We start from the raw sequence: 20,909 nt of genomic DNA, 5'->3' as shown, positions 1-20,909 counted from the left end.
TGAAAGCAGAGGGTTAATAATCTATTTCGCTTGGCGATATTGATCAGCGATGGAACGGACCATCCGGCTGTTCACAAACTCACTATGCACATGCTCAAAAAGCTTTGGATTTGGCGGACCATCGGTCATTGGCTGGGCGAGTGCTTCCCGCATTTTCATATGCAGCGCACCGCTGTCTTCTGCCGGGATAAGTTCATCGGCACAGGGGCCATAAATCTCTGAAATACCGCCAACATTTGTTGCAATTACCTGCTTTCCAGCAGCAACGGCTTCCATCACGATATAGGGAAGCGATTCTTTCAACGATGGCACGATCACCGTGCGTGCACGTTCAAAGCCATACTGCGCGGGCATGGCCCCAGCAAAAACAACTTGGTCCGCGATTTTGAGCGATTTTGCCTGTTCTTCAAACTGCGCGCGATGCGGTCCATCCCCGATCAAAAGTAAACGAAGTGGCTCATTGCTTTCTTTGCAAAGCGCTGCAAAAGCGTCGAGCAAATAGGCAACACCCTTTAGATCACGCAACTCTCCCACAAACACGAAATCAAAAGAATCATCGCTTGGCACCGCCGTAAATTCAGCTTCGTCCAATCCGTTATGGATCACGATACCTCGTGGTCCCACCTGCGTGATTGCATCATTATAGGTGCGTTGGGCATATGCGCTTTCGAAGATGATCTTCTTGCTAGCGGGCACCAACAGTTTTTCCAGCGTATGAAACACAAATCCAGCCGGAGACTTGCTCGAAAAGTGCAGGGCACCTCCATGTGGCGTGTAAAATGCTGAAGCTGGAAGACCGAGCGCGCCTAAACGCGCATGGAAACCACCTTTTGCACCATGGCCGTGTACAATATCGATATCGAGAGATCGGACCAGCCCGCGAATTTTAAATGGCGTTGCAAAATCGGCAGGGCCAAGGAGGCGGGGGATGGCCATTTCGTGGATGCCTAGTTTCGCATAGGGTGACAAAATCGCTAGTTTCTCATCCGTCTGCGCGTCCTTGGAAAGCAGGTCGACGACAACGCCGACTTCGTGACCCTCTGCATGAAGACCCATGGTTAAATCGCTGACATGACGAAATAAACCGCCAACAGGTGCGCGCAATATTTGAAGAATTTTCACGATTGGCAACCTTTTAAAAGGGTGGACCTATAGCCAGCGCTCATGAACTACGATTGTATCGCTTGGCATTAATACGAAATCTAGCGGCACTTTTTGTTCAACCACGCGACCTTCAACTTTGCGATAAAGTGTAACGCGCGAACGTTGGGCTACATCTGTAAAGCCGCCTGCAATGGCAATCGCATCGCGTACGGTCATGCCATAGACATAGGCAAACTGACCAGAACTGGCCACTTCACCCTCGATAAAGAAGGGTCGATAAGTCGCTACTTCTACTGCGACGTTCGGATCGCGCAAATAGCTTGCGGCCAATCGTGCCGTGATGAGGGCGCTGGCTTGGTTCGTTGTTTTGCCGCGCAAATAGATTCGCCCCACCAGCGGCATTGCTGTGTGGCCAGAATCGTCAATGCCATATGTATTGGTCAATTGCTCGTCATTATAGACAGAAAGCCGGATCACATCGCCTGTGTCTAAGCGATAAGGGGCGCTGGCGGGCGTGGTATTGAGCGTTGGTTTGCCGACATTCGCACAACCGGCAAGTGCAAGGACTGCTGTGAGAAGCAAAAGCTGGACAAAACGCATGATCAAACCCGAATGATTACAACTGCACTATCCATGCCGGATTATAGTTAACAATAAGCAAAGCTTTGCAAATTGGTGTGTAAAATTAGCCGCGCGCCAAATGTCAGGTTAACCAAATGCTTACTATAAATTGGCATGTATGAAAGCACGGTGCACGCATATCAATGAAGGATTCGGCGCATGACCCAGAATGGGGCCTCGAGCTACGAAGACGTACAAATTAATATTCATCATCTGCTCGGCGCAATCCTAAAGCGATTGCCGCGAATTTTAATCGTGACACTTCTGCTGGCGGGCGCTGTTTATATGCTGACGTCAATGATGACGCCCAAATATGATGCCACCGCATCAATATTGGTTGAGCCGCGCCTTGATACATTTGTAAGTAACTCAGATCGCCCGCAAAATTCGCCCAATCCGGCTGCCGACGATGCAGCCATCTCCAGCCAAATTCAATTGCTCACATCTCGTGAAACTTTGTTGCAAGTGGTGGACCAATTGGATCTGCGCTCAGATCCTGAATTTACCCAATCCAGTGGTGGCTTGATGTCCACCATCATGGGACTGTTAGGTCGTCAGTCATCGCCATCTACAAAGAGCTTGGACGATCGAATTGTCAACAAACTCAATGACAACATTGTAGCAGCCCGTGCACGGGACAGTCGAGTGATCGACATTACCTATCGTTCGGAAAGCCGCCAAACAGCTGCCGACGTGGCAAATGCGCTAGCTGCTGCATTGGAAAAACGACGCTCGAACCTCACCATCGAAGACACAGCCAACGCGACACGTTGGCTCGAGCAAGAGATTGTCCGTCTACGTAAAGATGTAACCGAAGCCGAAAACAAAGTTGCTGACTTCCGCGTAAACAATGATTTGTTCACTGGACAAAGCGACAATTCGTTGCTGGGCCAACAGCTCTCTGAGATTTCTCGCCAAATCAGCGCCGCGTCAGAACGGAAAAATGCTGCGGCTACTCGCTCTCGGTTGATTCAAGACTTGCTGCAAAAGGGGCAGCCGCTAGAATCTGTGCCGGATGTGCGCGAGTCACCAATTGTCCAGCGTATGCTTGAGCAGAAAGCAAACTTCCAAGCTTCGCGAGCGCAAAGCGCAGCGACATTGCTCGACAATCACCCGACAATTCAGGCTCTCGATGCTCAGATTCGTGACATCAATGCCCAAATCGCAGCAGAAGGTCGACGCATAGCGCAAGCTCTGGCCACGCAAGCTGAAATTGAAGCCGAGCTGGAAAAGTCATTGCAAGATGATTTGACGCGGTTGAAGCTCTCTGCATCAAACGCTGAGCGCTCCGGTGTGACTTTGGCTGAACTCGAGCGCGAAGCTAGTGCTCAACGCGATCTGCTCAATACATTCCTTGCACGTTTAAGCGAAGCGACCGCTCGCACCAATAGTGGCGCAACGTTCCCTGATGTCCGTACAATTTCAACAGCAAGCGTGCCCAATTCTGCCGCTTCACCAAAGAAGACCATGTTGACCATTGTGGCTGCCGCGCTGGCCCTTGTGGTTCAAATCGGATCGATCATTGTCGGAGAGCTAGCTTCTGGTCGTTTGGTGCATCTGCGTCAATCCAAGGCCGAAGACGAGGGGCGTGAGCCAACATTGCCAGTGGTGGAAGAGCCTATGCCTGTGGCTGCGCAGCAGCAAGCTCCTGTTGAAACAGTGTCACATGAAGTGCCTACCCAGCCAAAGCAAGAGAACGCTGAGGCGGCGCCTCATGATGAGGTCTTTGCACAAGAAGAGGTGCATAAAATCGCCAAGAGCGAACCAAAATTTTCTGATGATTTACCAGTGGTGCTGAGCGAACTCGCTTTGTCGCAGCAACATGTTGTCTTAACGGCCACGCCACGCTCGAATCGTGAAGATCAGCGGTTGGCCGCCGAATTGATGGCCAATATCGGTCGCGATGGCCAGACTGCTGTTGTCGTAAATGCAGGTGGCGCCGACCATTTGAAAGATACGCCAGGTCTTACTGATTTATGTGAAGGCGAAGTGGAATTTGGCGATATCATTCACGGTGGCCGCGAAGAAAACCTCTTCTTCGTCCCTTGGGGCACGAAAGAGCGTTTGAAATTCAATTCGCCCGATTTTATGCTGCTCATTGATGCGCTGAGTGCCCTTTATGACTTTGTCATTGTGGAATGTGGGCAACTTGGCGCGCGTTCGCCCATCGTTGCATTTGCTGACAGTGGCGCACATTTGGTGTTGCCGAGCGATGGCATCAACCGTGCCCAGTTTGATAAAATTCGTGCGGATGCGCAAAGCCTTGGTTTGGGCTTTTGCCGTATTACAGAGAGTCAACATCGCGATACGCACGTCGCGTAATCCCAACGTTTGGAAGATTTGTGGCTGGTTTAAAGTATAAAATATTGCAGGCTGGCTTTGAAATGCTGGCCGCAACCCATCTCACTGGGCTTATTCGGCGCTTTTCGGCATCCAAAGGCGTCATATTTACGTTGCACCGTGTGCTCCCGGATAGGCCTGCCGCCTTTGCGCCAAATGCTATCTTACAAATTACACCGGAGTTTTTGGAACAGGCAATTTTAGCGTGTCGCGAAAATGACATAGATATTGTCGACCTCTCGGAGGCACGCAAGCGCATCCAATCGTCAGACAAAACCAAAAAGTTTGCGGTGCTTACATTCGATGATGCCTATCGCGACAATTTGCAATTTGCGCTCCCCATTTTGCAAAAACACCAATGTCCATTCACCTTGTTCGTGCCAACCGCTTTCCCTGACGGGGAAGGGGATATTTGGTGGCAGGCACTTGAGGACATCATTGCACAGCACCCAAGTGTAGAAATTGACATAAACGGCACGCCAACAGAATTTTCGGCGCAGGATGCAGACGAAAAAGAAAATGCATTCAATGAAATCTATTGGCATATGCGCAAAATGCCTGAGCAAGATCGCGTCAGATTAATGCATGGATTTGCGCAGGCCTATGGCTATGATTTGCGCAAACAATGCCGCGATTTGATTATGTCATGGGATGAGCTGAAGGCGTTCGCGAGCGATCCATTGTGCACCATCGGTGCGCACACGGTGCAACATTTTGAACTTAAAAAGCTCGAGGCTGATGAGGCAAAAGCCGAGATTTTGACGTCCTTTGATGTGCTCGAGCAAAAGCTAGGGAAGCGTCCGACGCATTTTTCCTATCCGCTAGGCGGGCCGCTATCTGCTGGAAAGCGTGAGTTTGATATGGCAGCAGAGCTTGGCATTGAAACCGCAGTGACCACCCGTCCGGGCGGGCTTTATCATGAACATGCGCAACATCTTACGGCACTGCCACGTATTTCGCTAAATGGGCATTTCCAGAAGCAGCGTTTTCTGGATGTGTTTCTCACGGGCGCGATTTTCACCGCGCAGGCGGGCATGAAAAAAGTCAATATAGACTAGGTAACCTCTAAAGGTCCGCGTAGGGATCTTCATTTTCACCAGGGCCGGGGGAAGACATCCAACGGATTGCCCATGTTGCTGGGAAAAACCAGCCAAAGCCTGCTACTGCAAAATAGATCACCTGCACCCAGTTGGGCAGTTGCATAAAGGCAAGCTCGTAAAGCATGACGCCCAGCACGGCATAAACAATGACAATGCACAAGAGCAGGGGAATACCCAATAATTTTTTGGTGCTACGTTTCATGGCATCCTCATTCTCATACAAACCTGCGGCAAAAACTGACATTGCGCCGCCGCGCCAAAGGCTTTACCACACTGTATCAAATTAACAAGTTGTGAGTGTTTCATGAGCTCAACCGCATCCACCAATGTTCAAACACAGGATCATCTTCGTCCAGTTCGGATTTGGCTATACCTCTTGGCCGTCCTGATTTTGATTATGGTCGCCGTAGGTGGCGCAACGCGTTTGACGGATTCGGGCCTTTCCATCACAGAATGGAAGCCCATTTCAGGGATTATTCCCCCACTTACAATGGAAGATTGGCAAGCCGAACTTGAAGCCTATCGGCAGATTCCTGAATATCAACTGATCAATAAAGGCATGAGCCTAGAAGAATTTAAGTTCATCTTTTGGTGGGAATGGGGCCATCGCTTTTTGGGCAGAATGATTGGCTTTGCTTTCGCAATCCCGTTCGTTGTCTTTCTGTTTCAAAGGCGCCTTAATTGGCAGTTGGCACCATCATTATTTGTGCTGTTCATCCTTGGTGGCTTTCAAGGCTTTCTTGGCTGGTGGATGGTCAGCTCTGGCCTCACCGAGCGTGTGGACGTGTCCCAATACCGTCTTGCAACACACCTCAGCGCAGCTTGCATCCTATTTCTTGCAATCATCTGGGTCGTCCGGCGATTGCGTCATGTCGATCCAATTTGGGTCGAAAAAGGATGGCGCGGCCTTATCTGGCTGTTTGGGGCTCTGGTGTTCATCCAACTGATCGCTGGCGCGTTTGTCGCTGGCATGGACGCTGGGTTGGCCTACAACACTTGGCCACTCATGGATGGCGCACTGATCCCACAGAACATTTATACCTCATCACCTGCATGGCTTGATGCATTTGAGGATGTAACCACAGCCCAGTTTAACCACCGAACTCTTGCCTATGTCATCGCAGCATTTGCGATCTTCCTCGTCTACCGCGCTTGGAAAAACACGCAGTTTGCGGGTGTACATGGCTGGATGTTGATTGTCGGATCATTGGTATTTGTGCAGATTTTATTGGGCATATTTACTCTGATTTATGTGGTCCCACTGGGTCTGGCACTAGCGCACCAAATCACTGCCTTTTTGTTGCTTGGCGCCATTGTGGCTTATCTTGCTGATATGAAAGCGGAAATTATGCGGTAATTTAATACCGCTTGCGCAAGGTATTGAAAATAAACAATAAAAACTTTTTAGTTGACGCTAGTTTGTTTTTGCCCTAAATCGTGCGCCGAACCGACGGAATAGGGGCGTTTGCCCCGTTCTTGACCAATCAAGGAATTATATAATGAAGACCTACTCGGCGAAACCGAGCGAGATTGAGAAAAAGTGGATCTTGATCGACGCAACTGACGTGGTTGTGGGCCGCTTGGCAGCTGTTGTTGCCACTCGTTTGCGCGGCAAGCACAAACCATCATACACGCCGCACATGGATTGCGGTGACAATGTTATCATCATCAATGCTGACAAGGTAAAATATACCGGCAAGAAGCTTGATAACAAAATCTTCTATTGGCACACAGGCCATCCAGGCGGCATTAAAGAGCGTTCAATGCGCGATTTGTTGACTGGCAAATACCCTGAGCGTGTTTTGGAAAAAGCTATTGAGCGCATGATGCCACGTGGCCCATTGGCTCGTCAGCAGCTCAAAAATTTGCGCGTTTATGCCGGCGCTGAGCATCCTCATGAAGCTCAAGCACCAGAAGTGCTGGACGCTGCCTCTATCAATGCCAAAAATAAGCGGGTGAACTAATATGGCCGAACAAGAGACCATCAATTCGCTCGAGGAGCTCGGCGAAGTAAACACAGCAGTTGTTGATGAAGCGCCTGTACACGTTCAAAAATTGGACGAACATGGCCGTGCATACGCAACCGGTAAACGTAAAGACGCGATTGCCCGGGTTTGGATCAAGCCTGGTGCTGGCAAAATCACTGTCAACGGTCGTGAAATGAATGCATATTTCGCACGCCCAGTTTTGCAAATGGTTTTGCAGCAGCCAATCGTTGCAGCAGAGCGTAAGGACCAGTACGACATCGTAGCGACTGTTTCTGGCGGCGGTTTGTCTGGACAAGCAGGTGCGGTACGTCACGGTATTTCTAAAGCTTTGACCTATTTTGAGCCTGAGCTTCGCGCAGTACTGAAAAAAGGTGGCTTCCTTACACGCGATAGCCGCGTTGTTGAACGGAAAAAGTTCGGTCGTGCAAAAGCTCGTCGTTCTTTCCAGTTCTCAAAGCGCTAATAACCAGGCGTTTCGAGATTTTAAGGGTCGCCACTGGCGGCCCTTTTTTGTATCAAGTCGAAAGCACTTGAATATTTTTTGGGAGATTCGGCGTGAGCCAAAGCGATCAAAACCCACAATCTCAATATGATGAAATTGATCTTGGTGATTTGCTTGTCAGCCTTTGGGATGGCAAATGGATCGTCATTGGGGTTACATTTTTGGCGCTGATTTTAGGGCTGGCTTATGCGTTAATCCCCAATCATCCGAAAAGTGCGTCGGTGGAACTTTTCCAAATCAGCAACACCGAACAAAATGAATATGTGCCGCTCAACCAAACTGAATATATAAATGTGACGCGCGGGCGATTGCTCAACGATTTTGTGGGCGAATTGCAGTTGCGCGATATTATTGTTGAAGCGGCATATGAAGTGTTAGTTGACCCATCCTCACAAGATCCTGAAGGTGCGGCAGTTGGCTTTGCCAACGCGCTAAAACTCACAGCGCCAGACCCTGAAGATACCACCAAAAACAATTGGCGACTGACATTCAATGCGGCAACTGAAGACGATGCGATTGCGGTGATGACGCGTATCGTTGAACTCGGAAACAAGCGAGTTCAGTCAAGCTATATGCAGCTATTTGAACAGCAGCTTTTATTTGATGAGCAGTCTCGGCGGATTCAACTAGAAGATCTGCGTGAAGACCGTGAAAATGCGATTGCCGATTATGACAAGCGCTTGCAGGCACGGCTGGCCTTTTTAGAAGAGCAAGCGGCATTGGCGCGATCTCAAAACCTTGAGCAAAGTGCTCTTTTGGAAGGCAATACATTCGGCCGGAATGCCACGGTGACTCAAATTCAAGCAGATGTGCCTTACTATTTTGCGGGGTATGTCGCGATCGAAAAAGAAATTGAAATGATGCGCAGTCGGGAGAATAAGGAAAACTATATTGCCCAACTCGCTGAAATCGATAAAAACATCCGAGAGCTTGAACAAAACCGCTCTATTGAACGGGCAAAGGTCGCATTCGCGGCAACTCCGCTGGCGACAGATCAATTCAGCGCTGTAAACTTTGATTCTCGTGATATCCAGTTTTCCCACACAATCCGACGAAACCTCATTTTGGTTGGTTCGTTGATGTTTGGTGGCTTTCTCGGTTTAATGGCTTTGATCATGCGGAATGCGCTCAAGAATAGAAAATCAGCCTAGGTCAGAGCGAGAAATCTTTAGAGATAAAAGCCGCGTCAACGCGGCTTTTATTTTGTCTATTGACTCTTTTTAGAAAGATATCTAATTAGGTAATGATCGAAATAGGTGGATTATGAATTCTGTTTTTGAGGCTTTGTCGCATCCGGTTCGTCGGAAAATTATTCAGCGACTGAAAGAAGGGCCGCGATCGGCAGGTGAGCTGGCAGAAATGTTTGAGCTGACCAAGCCAACCATGTCGACCCACTTTGCGAAGCTTAAAAAAGCAGATTTGGTGGCCACCCGACGAGATAAAAACACGATCTATTACAGCCTGAATATGAGCATCCTAGAACGAGCGCTCACCGAGTTAATTGATATTGGCGGAGTAAAATCTCATGACGACGAATAAAGTGCTGACCCGCATCCATTTTGCACAAATTCTCATCACATGCGTGATCGCAGGCATTGGATATTTGATGCTCGATCAAAATCAAATGGTGCCGATCCATTGGAACATTTGGGGTGAAGTCGACAATCAGTGGCCCGCCAAGTGGGCTTTGTTGATCGGGCCAACCTTTGCTATCGTTTTCCTTGGAATATTTGCCGCGATTGGCACAAAGGAGGAGGGCAGTTGGCTTCCGCCATTGACCAGCACCATTCTTGCCTTGGCCATTTTGATCGAAGCAATCATATTGCTGTCCGGCCAAGGAGCAGAATTAAACGTGCCACGCTTGGTGACAATTGCAGTAGGACTCTTGCTGATCGTGGTCGGCAATTATCTACCGAAAAGCCAGCCAAACAAAACATTTGGCATCCGATTCCCGTGGACGCTCAATAATCCAAAGGTCTGGGCGCGAACTAACCTTTTTGCTGGCTGGTTCTTCATGCTGGTTGGTGCCGTGTGTGCTTTGTTTGCTGCGGTGCTCAATGTTGCCGCATCGATCTACTTCGCCATATTGATCGCAGGTGTTCTGGCAGCCATCATCATCATTTCGGTGTATAGCTACCAGTTGAGTAAATCTGCCAGTTAGATTTGAGCGGACCGCTGTTGCTGCACAACTGCTTGCGGTTGATAGCGGTCCATCATGTCCTCAATCAAATCACAAGCGGTCTCACAACCATTCTCAGCGTGCAGTTTTCGCGCCAATTCCTGGGCATTCTCGGCGTATTCTGGGGTGTTGGCCAGCAAACGAAGCGCGTCAGCCAAGTCATCCGCAGTGAGTTTACGTAGCCGCACCGGCTTAGGCCCACATCCCAAATCATAGACACGACGTCCCCAATAAGGTTGGTCAACAGTTTGGGGCACCACAAATGTCGGCAAACCTTGGTGTAGGCCTGCAGAAGTGGTACCAGCGCCGCCATGATGCACAACGCCACGGACATGTTGAAACAGTTTGTCATGTGGCGCTTTGCGGATAGCGTAGATGGTCTCAGGCAAATCGTCAGGGTTGATCCCGCCCCAGCCTCGAGCAACCACCACACGGCCGCCCCATTTGGCGACAGCCTCTTTTAAAATTTCAGTGTTGCGAGATGCACCAAATGGCATGGAGCCAAAGCCGACATAGATTGGTTTTTCGCCAGCAGCCAAGAAGGCTTTAAATCGGTCGCTGGGTTCCCAGCCCGAATTATCGTCCAACTGCCAATAGCCTGTAACTTTTGCACTCTCCGGCCAGTCGGAAGGGCGAGGGGAAACGTGATCTGAATAGGCATAGAGCGTTTCCAAATCATTCCCCAGTGTATCCTTGAAGAAACCACCCTTCTTGCGTGGCTTGAGGCCCAGCAACTCCTTACGCAGCCGATTGCGCGGCAAATCGTAATAAAGCTGTTGTACATTCATGATGGAATAGGAAAGCTTGTTAAAGGTCTTGCCCAAATCAGGGCCGTAATAGGCGCAAAGCGGGAATTCTTCTGTTGAATTTAAAGGCTGCAATGCGGCCATAACTGAGGGGATGTCGAGTGCTTCGGCAATATCAATGCCAAAGCTGGTGTTCATGTTAAGGACCAGCGCATCAGCACCTTGGCACATTTCCCAAGATTGGCGCGCAGCAGTTTCCACAATCTTTTGCCCTTTAGTCAACAATGAAGGCATGTTCACCAACATGTTTTGGCTCATGGCATTTTCGAAGTCAGATTGCTGCAAGAAATTCTGGATCTTGTCGCCCAAGGAATAAAATTCCAAGTCTCGGCTTTCGATCATATCTTTGAAATCGTCCGGCGCGCCAACCACAACATCGTATCCACGATCCTGCAGGGCCATAGCCAGAGCCACATAAGGCTGGACGTCACCTTGCGTGCCAATGGTGGCAACAGCAATGCGTTTTGCCATTTGTACCCTCACTTCCACCGAATAGCCGAACCATATCCCCGGTTCAGCCCATTTACTTTACATATTCAAGCAAGTAGAACGGCTTTCTGGACAATTTCTTTCGCATAATCAACCAAGAAGGGCAAGAGATATGAGCAAGAAGCTCAAAGCAGCACTCCTGGGCGCATCAGGTTATACCGGAGCGGATTTATTGCGAATAGGTGTCCTCCATCCTCAACTTGAGTTCACTGCTTTAACTGCCAATACCCATGCAGGGAAGCCCTTGGGCACGGTGTTTCCCCACCTAGATGGGTTGGGTTTACCCCAATTGCAACAGACTGATGACATGAATTGGCAAGATTTTGACGTTGTGTTTTGCGGGTTGCCCCACGCGACGTCGCAGGAAATCATTGCTGAGATTGTGGAAAACCATGACCGTCTGCGCATCATTGATATGTCAGCGGACTATCGTTTGCGCGATCCTGATTCTTACCAAAAATGGTATGGCAACAAACATATTGCGCCTCATTTGCAGGAAAAAGCGGCCTATGGTCTGTCCGAGCATTATCGGGAACAGATCAAAGATGCCCGCATTATTGCATGCCCAGGCTGTTACCCAACAGCCGCACTTATGGCGCTGATTCCACTGGCAAACGCAGCATTAATTGATCCGGCAGATATTATTATTGACGCGAAATCTGGCGTTAGCGGAGCAGGGCGCGGCCTTAAACAAAACACGCTTTTCACAGAAGCTGGCGAAAGCCTTTCGCCCTATGCTGTCGCGTCGCACCGGCATAGCGCAGAACTTGATCAGGAAATCAGCTTGGCAGCAGGGCAGCAAGTTGCTGTTGGCTTCACACCGCATTTGATTCCCATGAGTCGCGGTGAGCTTGTGACCTGTCATCTGCGCCTTGCTGAAGGCAAATCGGTAGCGGATCTGCGCTCAGAATTGAAATCCCGATATGACGCTGAGCCCTTTGTGCAGATCCTAGACGAGGGCGTGTTCCCGTCGACCAGCATGGTGCGCGGATCAAACCTTTGCAAAATCAATGTGTTTGAGGACCGTATTCCAGGCCGCGCCATTGTGATCGCGACCCTCGACAACCTTGTTAAAGGTAGCGCCGGGCAAGCGATCCAAAACTTTAATATCGCTTTTGGCATTGAAGAAACCACTGGCCTGCAACAAGTGGCGATGTTCCCCTAGCGCTTGACTTTATGTCAGGGCGGCGTAGCCTTTGATTAGGTTTACGCCACCTGCCTGCGCAATCCCTCGAGGAACGGTGAAGGCGTTCAAAGTGTGATAATCGTCACAATTGCGACGATGTTCAGTAATTTGCGCAACTGGCTTTAATCGTCGCAAATGAGGCGACTATGACTTATGCTGACCACGCAAAAGCGCTGGCCAAAAGGCTGCGCAAGTCCCTAAAACAGCGCGATATTGACCTGTCTCACAGCCAATGTCTTGAGATATTCTCCGAATTGATCGGCGAAATCAGTTGGAACATTTGAACGCAAAGCTGAACACCAATCAAGATCGAGACAGGTTGCCTTATGGCTGGTTTGCCCACGGAGAACATTTCAGCTCGTGCTATCGGCTGGCGTTTGAAAAAGAATCTCAAACTGTCTCGCTCGAATGCGAACAACAGCGTCCCCGAACATATGCAACACTAATGCAGTTTTTCTCCGCGGATCTGTTTAGGAGTTCAATTTTGAAGTTTTCTGGGCAAATCAAGACCAAAGACGCCGATAGCGCGTGCCTTTGGATGCGCGCTGATGATGCGGAACGCAAGCGACTAGCATTCGACAACATGCAAACACCTGAACCGACCGATCGATAAAGGGAACCGCTGATTGGAAGGATGTGGCTATCGCGGTGCCTATCCCAAAAGAAACGAAGAAGATTTATTTCGGCGTATTGTTATCAGGCAAAGGCAAAGCCAGCTTCCGCAATCTTCAAATGGTTGCGAAAAATGGCGAGGCTTTGCCCTTAAATTATGATGAAGTGGAAATGCTCTATCCAGTAAATCTAGGAATGTTCGCTAGCCAAACAATGTGAGTTGAGAGGCATCGAATTCGGCTTGTTTTGCCGCTTCCGCTGCCTCTTTTTCCTTTTTGGCGTCTGTTTTCTTCTTGGTTTTTTCCGTTTGCTCTTTTGCTTTTGGCGATGCTTCTGGAGCTGGTGCGTCGACTGCCGCAATGGTACCTAGATCTAAATCAGCAACAGTGGCCTCTAGCGCTGCATAGGCAGCTTTGCCAGCAACCCGAAGCTCTTCGCCCTTTGCAGTCAAAACAATATGCTGTGCACGCGCATCTTTCTTGCATGGCTTGCGTTTTACCAGCTTTCGCTTTTCCAGCTTGTCCATCATGGCGCTGGCAGAGGCTTTGTTCACGCCCATGGAACGCACGATATCGTGCAAATGCTGGCCGTGAAATTCTTTGTCTTTGGCAAGTTCCGCTTGCTCAAAAATAGCACTCAAATATTCGAACTCGCTGTGGCTCATGCCCAATTCGGATGTGTGTTTCATCCAATAGCGGTGGGCAAGGCGGTGGAGCAATTCCAAATGTTCGGCACGCATAATCAACTCATCATCTTTGTACGCTTTCCGTACTAATTGCAGGCGGCGCCGAGAAATCAATTTGAATTTTAAATATTTTGCGACAATTTTTCAGTTTTCAACGGAAAATCGTATCTTGTGGGCTAACTATCGAGCGGGTGGACAGTTTAGGCCAAGGCTCTCGCGAATTGCATTCACCTGCCGAACGGAACTGCAAACATTCTCACAGGGGATGCCATCCCCATCGCCATCCGCCCGCGGATGTCGGCCCTCACACCAATTGACGACAGCTTGTTGGCAGGCGCTATAGCTTTTGCAGGTGATGGCCGATGCGGGAAGGGCCGTGGCGCCAGAAACCAAGAGTGCAGCAACAAACAGAATAAAAATACGCATCTAAAACACCCCGTCGGCAAATGACCGAGATCAATATTGTTGACAAATATACTAGCTCGAAAATTCGCTGTCTGGTGAAAATATTGGGTTTCTCAAGTCAAATTTGATAGAAATTGGCTTTGCAATTTTTCTTATCCATTTAAAAACCACAATTTGTTACAATTCTAAGATGAGCGCGTTGCGAGGTGCTTCGCGCATTCCCGAGAGGTCGAAAGAGGAACCATGACCGAAGAATTTCACCGTATTCGCAGACTACCCCCTTACGTGTTTGAGCATATCAATCCGATCAAGGCGGCGGCGCGAGCGGCGGGCGTGGATATTATCGACCTCGGCATGGGAAATCCGGATCTGCCAACACCTAAGCACATCGTTGAAAAGCTACAGGAAACGGTAAAAGACCCACGGGCGCACCGTTATTCCTCATCGCAAGGTATTCCCGGGCTGCGTAAGGCACAGGCGAGCTATTATGGCCGTCGCTTTGGCGTCAAGCTTGATCCAGATACGCAAGTGGTGGCCACACTTGGCTCCAAAGAAGGCTTTGCCAACATGGCGTCTGCCATCACCGCGCCGGGCGATGTGGTGCTGGTGCCAAATCCGACATATCCGATCCATTCATTCGGCTTTATCATGTCTGGTGGCGTTGTGCGCTCTATGCCTGCTGAGCCAAATGAAGAATTTATGCGCGCGCTTGATCGTTCCGTGCGCCATTCAATTCCAAAGCCAATCGCTTTGATATTGAACTATCCGGCCAACCCAACGGCTTACACAGCTGATTTGGATTTCTACAAAGAAGTCGTGGATTATTGTCGCGAGCACGAAATCTTTATCCTGTCCGATTTGGCTTATTCCGAGATTTATTTCGACGGCACACCACCACCTTCTATTTTGGAAATTGAAGGGGCGATGGATATTGCGGTTGAATTCACCTCAATGTCGAAAACTTTCTCCATGCCCGGTTGGCGCATGGGCTTTGCTGTCGGCAATGAGCGCTTGATCAAAGCGTTGAAGCGCGTGAAGTCATATCTTGATTATGGCGCATTTACGCCGATTCAGGTTGCAGCAGCCGCTGCACTCAATGGACCTGACGATTGCGTTTCTGAAGTGCGCGATATCTATCAGCACCGCCGCGATGTGTTGGTGGAAAGCTTCAGCCGTGCAGGGTGGGAGGTGAATTCGCCGCCTGCAACCATGTTTGCGTGGACGCCGATTCCGGACCAATTTGCACATTTGGGCTCACTCGAATTTGCCAAATTGCTGATCAAAGAGGCAGATGTAGCTGTGGCGCCTGGGTTGGGTTTTGGCGAATATGGCGACAATTATGTGCGTATTGCACTTGTGGAGAACGAGCAGCGCATTCGCCAAGCGGCCCGAAATGTGAAGCGTTTCATGCAAAAGCATGGTGGTATGGGCGACAATATCGTGAAGCTTCAGAGCTAAAAAAGCCAGTCTTCTGTTCTAAAATTGTAACGGCGCCGCACATTTTATGTGTGGCGTCTTTTTTTGCCGCAAATTGGTCCGAATCTAATTCTTATGTCTTCGCATAAGGGGAACGCGAACACGCGCCGCGTAGATGTGCGTTATTAAAGAGGTTTCTAATGAAAAAGATATTCCTTGCAATTTTGGCGGTTGGGCTGCTTGCGGCCTGCGATAACCCGCAAGAAACGCCAGAAGTCAACGAAGCGCCGCAAACAGAAGTTGAAGTTCAGGTTGAAACTGAACAGCAAAATGATGCGACGACCGAGCAACCAGAATCTGAAACTGAGCAAACTGGTGATCTTATCCAGGATTTGCAAGATCAAGCTGATCAGGTGAGCAAAGACATTGAAAATAATGTCAACACGCTGACTGAGCAGGGCCAGGAAGCCGTGGAGCAGTTGGGCCGCGATGCACAAGACGCGCTTGAGCAAACCCAAACCAGCGCACAAGATTTGGCGAAAGAAGCTGAAAAGGCTTTGGATGCGCTGACAGATGGCAACACTGAAGATTCGCAGCAAGTGATCGGTCCAGATGGCGAAGTGCTGACCTTGGAATCATGTGCCGCCTTCACTTACGATCCAGAAAATATGGATGCGAAAACACGTGCGAAAGTTGAAGCCTGTGAGGCCTTGTTCGCTGCAGCGCAGAACGAAGAGGGCGAAAGCCAATAATTCTTCAGTTAGCTGATTTGATTTAAGGCCGCGCTTTATGCGCGGCTTTTTTGTGTTCGATTCACTTTTCCTACAATCAATTCTTGACCTGTAGGACTTTTCCTATTTATAGCTGCGTGCATAGAGTATTGTAGGATTTGTAGGATATGTCTGAGCAGGCTGAGTTTTTGGCGCAGGTAGAACGTTTTCTAACGGAAACAGGGTGTTCGCCAAGCCGTTTTGGCCGTGAATTTGCGGCCGACCCCTTGTTTGTATTCAATTTGCGCAAGGGCCGCGAGCCGCGTTCAGACACTCGAAATAGGATTCTGGCGCAGATGCGTGAATCGGAAAGGCAAGATATGAACGACGACGCTCCCCTCCGTGTAGGTATTGCAGGCGTAGGTACAGTTGGCGCTTCACTCATTTCAATGCTTGTGAATGAGCAAGAGCGCATGACCCAGCGTTTTGGGCGTCAAATCGTAGTGACGGGTGTTGCAGCACGTTCCCGTTCTAAAGACCGTGGTGTCGATCTATCGGAAATGTCTTGGTTCGATGATCCGGTCGCTCTGGCCAAATCTGATGATATTGACCTATTTGTGGAGCTGATGGGTGGCGAAGATGGGCCGGCCCTCGCGTCTATCCGTGCTGCGCTTGAATTGGGCAAGCCCGTTGTCACCGCCAACAAGGCGCTGATTGCCAAGCATGGTGTAGATATCGCCCGTTTGGCCGAACAAACAAACACTCAGTTTGGCTTTGAAGCAGCGGTAGCTGGTGGCATCCCGATCATTAAAACTTTGCGCGAAGGTTTGGGGCTTGCTCAGGTGCAGCGCGTTTATGGCATCATGAACGGCACTTGCAACTATATCCTGACACGTATGACAAATGAGGGGATCAATTTTCAAGATTGCCTGAAAGATGCGCAGGAACTTGGCTATGCCGAGGCAGACCCGACATTCGACATTGAGGGGTTCGATACTGCACACAAGCTGGCCATTCTCACCAGCCTCTGCTTTGGCTGCAAAATCGCTGCGGATCAAATGTATGTTGAAGGTATCACCCGCATTGATCAGGCCGACATTAAAGTGGCCAGCGATTTGGGCTTTGACATCAAACTGCTTGGCGTTGCCCAGCGCACGCCAGACGGCATTGAGCAGCGCGTGCACCCGACATTGGTGCCGAAAAGCAGCACTATTGCTGGCATTGATGGTGTTTTGAATGCGGTGTCGCTGGAAACGGACCATGTAGAAGAGCTGCTGCTGGCTGGCCCTGGCGCAGGCGGTGATGCAACTGCGGCCTCTGTGATCTCAGATATTTTCGACTGTGCACGTGGCACTCATGTGCCGCCGCTTGGTTTGCCGGTGGATGAATTGGTGCCTTATGATAAGGCGCGGATGCGTGAGCATGAGGGCGGCTACTTTATTCGACTAAATGCTAGGGACATTCCTGGCGCACTTGCTGCTATAGCGTCTCGCATGGGGGAAAGTGATATTTCGCTTGAAAGTGTCATTCAACGTCCAGACTTGGTCGTTAATGATCCAGAGACCAAAAGCGAAGCAACACGCACCGTGGTGTTGATCACGCAAAAGACCCTTGAGCAGTCAGTGCGGCAAACCATTGATCGGATTGCAGCAGATGGCTTTATTGTTGGAAAACCGCAGGTGATTAGAATCGAGCGGTTTTAACGCCAAAGTTGAAAAGGCAGAGGCATCAAAATGGCAATGACAGCTAAATCCACAATCACCGCTGAGGCGATTGTTGATCGTAATTTGACCCTTGAAATTGTGCGCGTGACCGAAAATGCGGCTATTGCAGCGGCTCATTGGCGCGGCAAGGGTGACGAAAAATCAGCAGACCGCGCGGCCGTGGAAGCCATGCGCGAAGAGCTGGGCAAAATCTCAGTTGATGGCCGTGTGGTGATCGGTGAGGGCGAGCGTGACGAAGCGCCTATGTTGTTCATCGGCGAGGAAGTCGGCATCGGCAAAGGTGCGAAAGTAGACATTGCTGTTGATCCGCTTGAGGGCACAACTTTGTGCGCCAAAAACCAGCATGATTCATTGGCCGTTTTGGCCATGGCTGAACGCGGTGGCCTGTTGCACGCACCTGACGTTTACATGGAAAAAATCGCTGTTGGCCCGGGTTACGAACCAGGCATTATCGATTTGGACCGCACCCCAACTGAAAATGTTGAAGCCATTGCAAAAGCGCGTAGTGTTTCCGTTGCTGACGTGACTGTGTGTGTTCTTGATCGCCCGCGTCACGCACACATTATCGATGAGTTGCGCGAGATTGGCGCGTCGATCAAATTGATCAATGATGGTGATATCGCTGGCGTTATTCACACCACGGATCGTGATGAGACCGGCATCGACCTTTATATGGGCACAGGCGGTGCACCCGAGGGTGTGCTAGCGGCTGCGGCATTGCGTTGCGTTGGTGGTCAGATGCAGGGGCGTTTGGTGCTGGATAGCGACGAAAAGCGCGCCCGCGCGACCCGTTTGGGCATCACTGATCACAAGCGCAAATATGCGGTTGATGAACTAGCGTCTGGCGATGTGTTGTTCGCCGCCACAGGCGTGACAGATGGTTCCATGTTGGACGGCGTGAAAATCCGCCCAAAACATGTGGAAACATCCACCATTGTCATGCGTTCATGGTCGAAGACTGTACGCCAAATCAATGCACGGCATTTGCGCGATATTTAATCGTCCAAATTCAGTTTCAAGGCGCGCAATTCTCTGCGCGCCTTTTTTTGTGCCATTATTTGCTTCAATCGCAGGGCGACAACAGGTAAGTTCGCGTTATGTTTGAAGAAAAAGACTTCTTTTTAAATGTCGAAAAGTCAGTAAATGGCCGCGCTTGGATTGACCGTTTGAGCGCCGCACAAATGCGCACGGCAACGGCAATGGCGCAGCAATATGGCATAAGCGAAATCCTCGCCCGTATCTTGGCTGCGCGAGACGTGCCGTTGGAGGGGACAGAAGAATTTTTGCTGCCCACGTTGCGTGACTTGATGCCAGACCCAAGCACCATCACTCAAATGGATGAGCTTGTGGATCGACTGGTTGTGGCTGTGGAACGTGGTGAAAACATCGCCTTGTTCGGCGATTACGATGTCGACGGGGCGTCTTCCTGCGCTTTGATGACACGATATTTGCGGGGCGTCGGCCTTGCGCCCGCCACCTATATCCCTGATCGGATTTTTGAGGGCTATGGCCCCAACATTCCGGCGATGGATCAATTGATCGACGAGGGTGCCCAATTAATCGTGACGCTCGATTGTGGCGCGACGTCTTTTGAACCCATCGCCCATGCGCGGGAGCGCGGTGTAGATGTGTTGGTGATCGATCACCACCAAGTGGCGCACGAATTGCCGAACGCCAATGCAGTTGTAAACCCCAATCGGCCAGACGATATTTCCGGCTTAGGTCATCTCGCAGCTGCAGGGGTGACCTTTATGGTGTTGGTCGCGCTCAATCGCGTGCTGAAGGAACGCGGCAATTTCCCACAATTACCCAATTTGATGCAGCTCACCGATCTGGTCGCCTTGGCCACCATTTGTGATGTGGTGCCGCTGCAAGGGTTGAACCGTGCATTTGTGCAGCGCGGATTGGACGTTATGCGTTCCGGCAAAAATCCGGGCTTGGCTGCCTTGGCGCTGGCAGCGCGAGTTTCCGGTCCGCTCAATGCCTATCATCTTGGCTTTCTGCTTGGCCCGCGGATCAATGCGGGCGGACGTATCGGCGATGCCTCATTGGGAGCGCGCCTACTTTCGTGCGACGATCAGCATGAGGCAATGCATATTGCCGAGCAATTGGAGGGCCTAAATGCTGAACGGCAAGCCATTGAAAAGCGGGCCGTAGAAGAAGCCGTCGCTGTGGCCGATGCGGAAATCGGCGATGGAGAAGGGCCGCCAGTTATAGTTGTTGCCTCGCCTGATTGGCATCAGGGGGTCGTTGGGCTTGTGGCCGCACGGCTGAAAGAGCGGTTTAATCGTCCGGCATTTGCCATTGCACAAAAGGCGGATGGATCTGGCACAGGATCTGGTCGATCCATTCCCGGCGTGGATCTCGGCAAAGCGGTGATAGCTGCCGTGGATGAGAATTTGCTCACCAAAGGTGGCGGCCACGCCATGGCAGCCGGCATATCAATCGGATCGGGCGAAATTGGCCATTTCCGCGCTTTCTTAGCCGAAAAGCTGGCTGAAAATGTGCATGAGGCGCGCAAGCAAAATACCATCAAAATTGACGCTGCAATGACCGCCAGAGGCGCTACAGCAGATTTCATCCATCAAATTGAACGAGCAGGGCCCTATGGCGCGGGCAATCCCGGCCCATTGTTCGCATTTCCTGCCCACCGGGTTGCCTTTGCTGATATTGTCGGCGTTGGCGGGCATGTGCGGATTACGCTAAACTCGCCAGACCGCGCACGGCTGAACGGCATTTGCTTCCGTGCGGCCGATACGCCATTGGGGCAAATGCTATTAAATGCAAAAAATGGTGATCCAATTCATATAGTTGGCGCGTTGAACATTAACCATTGGCAAGGACGTGAAGAACCTCAATTAAGAATATTGGATGCCGCAAAATCATCCTAGTTTTTGTCTATGGTTGTCTTGAGCGGGGAAATTGCTGTTTAAAAACAATGTGTTTTTTAAAGGGCTTGAAATTTTCCCATTCACCGATAGAATTTTGGACATAATTAGGGAGGTCTTGAACCGTAGGCCAAAGGTTAATTCCATGCAGATG

The 20,909-nt window shown here is 50.2% G+C and carries 22 protein-coding genes; 16 read left to right on the top strand and 6 right to left on the bottom strand.

What is annotated here, in order from left to right:
• Window positions 1-21: 21 nt before the first annotated feature.
• Together ACP15Y_RS02160 and ACP15Y_RS02155 are read right to left on the bottom strand one after the other, a co-directional pair.
• Window positions 22-1,122, bottom strand: coding sequence for a glycosyltransferase family 4 protein (locus ACP15Y_RS02160; RefSeq protein ID WP_424981366.1), 1,101 nt, complete (start codon window positions 1,120-1,122; stop codon window positions 22-24).
• A gap of 27 nt (window positions 1,123-1,149) precedes the next feature.
• Window positions 1,150-1,704 (bottom strand): polysaccharide biosynthesis/export family protein, encoded by a 555-nt coding sequence (locus tag ACP15Y_RS02155; RefSeq protein ID WP_424981365.1) that lies wholly within the window; start codon window positions 1,702-1,704, stop codon window positions 1,150-1,152.
• A gap of 180 nt (window positions 1,705-1,884) precedes the next feature.
• On the opposite strand from ACP15Y_RS02155, the gene ACP15Y_RS02150 reads away from it, so the two are divergent.
• Both ACP15Y_RS02150 and ACP15Y_RS02145 read left to right on the top strand, forming a co-directional pair.
• Window positions 1,885-4,047: a GumC family protein gene (locus tag ACP15Y_RS02150; RefSeq protein WP_424981364.1), complete on the top strand. Its 2,163-nt coding sequence runs from the start codon at window positions 1,885-1,887 to the stop codon at window positions 4,045-4,047.
• A gap of 20 nt (window positions 4,048-4,067) precedes the next feature.
• Window positions 4,068-5,123 (top strand): polysaccharide deacetylase family protein, encoded by a 1,056-nt coding sequence (locus tag ACP15Y_RS02145; protein ID WP_424981363.1) that lies wholly within the window; start codon window positions 4,068-4,070, stop codon window positions 5,121-5,123.
• A gap of 7 nt (window positions 5,124-5,130) precedes the next feature.
• On the opposite strand, the gene ACP15Y_RS02140 is transcribed toward ACP15Y_RS02145, so the two are convergent.
• Window positions 5,131-5,367: a DUF2842 domain-containing protein gene (locus tag ACP15Y_RS02140; RefSeq protein ID WP_424981362.1), complete on the bottom strand. Its 237-nt coding sequence runs from the start codon at window positions 5,365-5,367 to the stop codon at window positions 5,131-5,133.
• A gap of 102 nt (window positions 5,368-5,469) precedes the next feature.
• Here ACP15Y_RS02140 and ACP15Y_RS02135 point away from each other — a divergent pair, with 102 nt between their 5' ends.
• The 6 genes from ACP15Y_RS02135 (at window position 5,470) to ACP15Y_RS02110 (ending at window position 9,816) form a co-directional block, all read left to right on the top strand.
• Window positions 5,470-6,522: a COX15/CtaA family protein gene (locus ACP15Y_RS02135; protein WP_424981361.1), complete on the top strand. Its 1,053-nt coding sequence runs from the start codon at window positions 5,470-5,472 to the stop codon at window positions 6,520-6,522.
• 142 nt (window positions 6,523-6,664) lie between these two features.
• Window positions 6,665-7,129, top strand: a complete 465-nt coding sequence (rplM, locus tag ACP15Y_RS02130) for a 50S ribosomal protein L13 (RefSeq protein WP_424981360.1) — start codon at window positions 6,665-6,667, stop codon at window positions 7,127-7,129.
• A gap of 1 nt (window position 7,130) precedes the next feature.
• Window positions 7,131-7,616, top strand: a complete 486-nt coding sequence (gene rpsI, locus ACP15Y_RS02125) for a 30S ribosomal protein S9 (protein WP_424981359.1) — start codon at window positions 7,131-7,133, stop codon at window positions 7,614-7,616.
• A gap of 92 nt (window positions 7,617-7,708) precedes the next feature.
• Window positions 7,709-8,806, top strand: coding sequence for a Wzz/FepE/Etk N-terminal domain-containing protein (locus ACP15Y_RS02120; protein ID WP_424981358.1), 1,098 nt, complete (start codon window positions 7,709-7,711; stop codon window positions 8,804-8,806).
• Window positions 8,807-8,918: 112 nt separating this feature from the next.
• Entirely contained in the window at window positions 8,919-9,194 is a 276-nt protein-coding gene (locus ACP15Y_RS02115) for an autorepressor SdpR family transcription factor (protein WP_424981357.1), read from the top strand.
• Window positions 9,181-9,816: an SdpI family protein gene (locus ACP15Y_RS02110; protein WP_424981356.1), complete on the top strand. Its 636-nt coding sequence runs from the start codon at window positions 9,181-9,183 to the stop codon at window positions 9,814-9,816. Before ACP15Y_RS02115 ends, ACP15Y_RS02110 begins: the two co-directional genes overlap by 14 nt.
• Here ACP15Y_RS02110 and ACP15Y_RS02105 read toward each other — a convergent pair.
• Entirely contained in the window at window positions 9,813-11,111 is a 1,299-nt protein-coding gene (locus ACP15Y_RS02105; protein ID WP_424981355.1) for a glycosyltransferase, read from the bottom strand. The genes ACP15Y_RS02110 and ACP15Y_RS02105 overlap by 4 nt on opposite strands.
• Window positions 11,112-11,241: 130 nt before the next feature.
• Between ACP15Y_RS02105 and argC the strand changes: the two genes are divergently transcribed.
• The 3 genes from argC to ACP15Y_RS02090 all read left to right on the top strand — a co-directional run bounded on the left by argC (window position 11,242) and on the right by ACP15Y_RS02090 (window position 12,928).
• Window positions 11,242-12,294 (top strand): N-acetyl-gamma-glutamyl-phosphate reductase, encoded by a 1,053-nt coding sequence (argC, locus tag ACP15Y_RS02100; RefSeq protein WP_424981354.1) that lies wholly within the window; start codon window positions 11,242-11,244, stop codon window positions 12,292-12,294.
• Window positions 12,295-12,461: 167 nt separating this feature from the next.
• Entirely contained in the window at window positions 12,462-12,599 is a 138-nt protein-coding gene (locus ACP15Y_RS02095; RefSeq protein ID WP_424981353.1) for a glyoxalase superfamily protein, read from the top strand.
• Between the two features lie 200 nt (window positions 12,600-12,799).
• Complete coding sequence (locus ACP15Y_RS02090; RefSeq protein WP_424981352.1) at window positions 12,800-12,928, top strand: hypothetical protein; 129 nt, start codon at window positions 12,800-12,802, stop codon at window positions 12,926-12,928.
• A 201-nt stretch (window positions 12,929-13,129) separates the two neighbouring features.
• Here the strand turns inward: ACP15Y_RS02090 and ACP15Y_RS02085 are convergent, their stop codons facing one another.
• Together ACP15Y_RS02085 and ACP15Y_RS02080 are read right to left on the bottom strand one after the other, a co-directional pair.
• Window positions 13,130-13,666, bottom strand: a complete 537-nt coding sequence (locus ACP15Y_RS02085; RefSeq protein ID WP_424981351.1) for a MarR family winged helix-turn-helix transcriptional regulator — start codon at window positions 13,664-13,666, stop codon at window positions 13,130-13,132.
• A gap of 126 nt (window positions 13,667-13,792) precedes the next feature.
• Entirely contained in the window at window positions 13,793-14,038 is a 246-nt protein-coding gene (locus tag ACP15Y_RS02080; protein WP_424981350.1) for a hypothetical protein, read from the bottom strand.
• 222 nt (window positions 14,039-14,260) lie between these two features.
• Here ACP15Y_RS02080 and ACP15Y_RS02075 point away from each other — a divergent pair, with 222 nt between their 5' ends.
• The 5 genes from ACP15Y_RS02075 (at window position 14,261) to recJ (ending at window position 20,758) form a co-directional block, all read left to right on the top strand.
• Window positions 14,261-15,475: an LL-diaminopimelate aminotransferase gene (locus ACP15Y_RS02075; protein ID WP_424981349.1), complete on the top strand. Its 1,215-nt coding sequence runs from the start codon at window positions 14,261-14,263 to the stop codon at window positions 15,473-15,475.
• 158 nt (window positions 15,476-15,633) lie between these two features.
• A complete protein-coding gene (locus tag ACP15Y_RS02070) occupies window positions 15,634-16,185 on the top strand; it encodes a hypothetical protein (RefSeq protein ID WP_424981348.1) in 552 nt (183 codons plus the stop codon).
• Between the two features lie 338 nt (window positions 16,186-16,523).
• Entirely contained in the window at window positions 16,524-17,846 is a 1,323-nt protein-coding gene (locus tag ACP15Y_RS02065) for a homoserine dehydrogenase (RefSeq protein ID WP_424982441.1), read from the top strand.
• Between the two features lie 30 nt (window positions 17,847-17,876).
• A complete protein-coding gene (gene glpX / locus ACP15Y_RS02060) occupies window positions 17,877-18,866 on the top strand; it encodes a class II fructose-bisphosphatase (protein WP_424981347.1) in 990 nt (329 codons plus the stop codon).
• A gap of 98 nt (window positions 18,867-18,964) precedes the next feature.
• A complete protein-coding gene (gene recJ / locus ACP15Y_RS02055; protein ID WP_424981346.1) occupies window positions 18,965-20,758 on the top strand; it encodes a single-stranded-DNA-specific exonuclease RecJ in 1,794 nt (597 codons plus the stop codon).
• Window positions 20,759-20,909 lie beyond the last annotated feature (151 nt).

The sequence above is a fragment of the Maritalea sp. S77 genome, assembly GCF_049801075.1.
Lineage (GTDB): Bacteria > Pseudomonadota > Alphaproteobacteria > Rhizobiales > Devosiaceae > Maritalea.
Note: the sequence above shows the minus strand (reverse complement) of the source record. Positions and strands in the feature narration are given on the sequence as shown.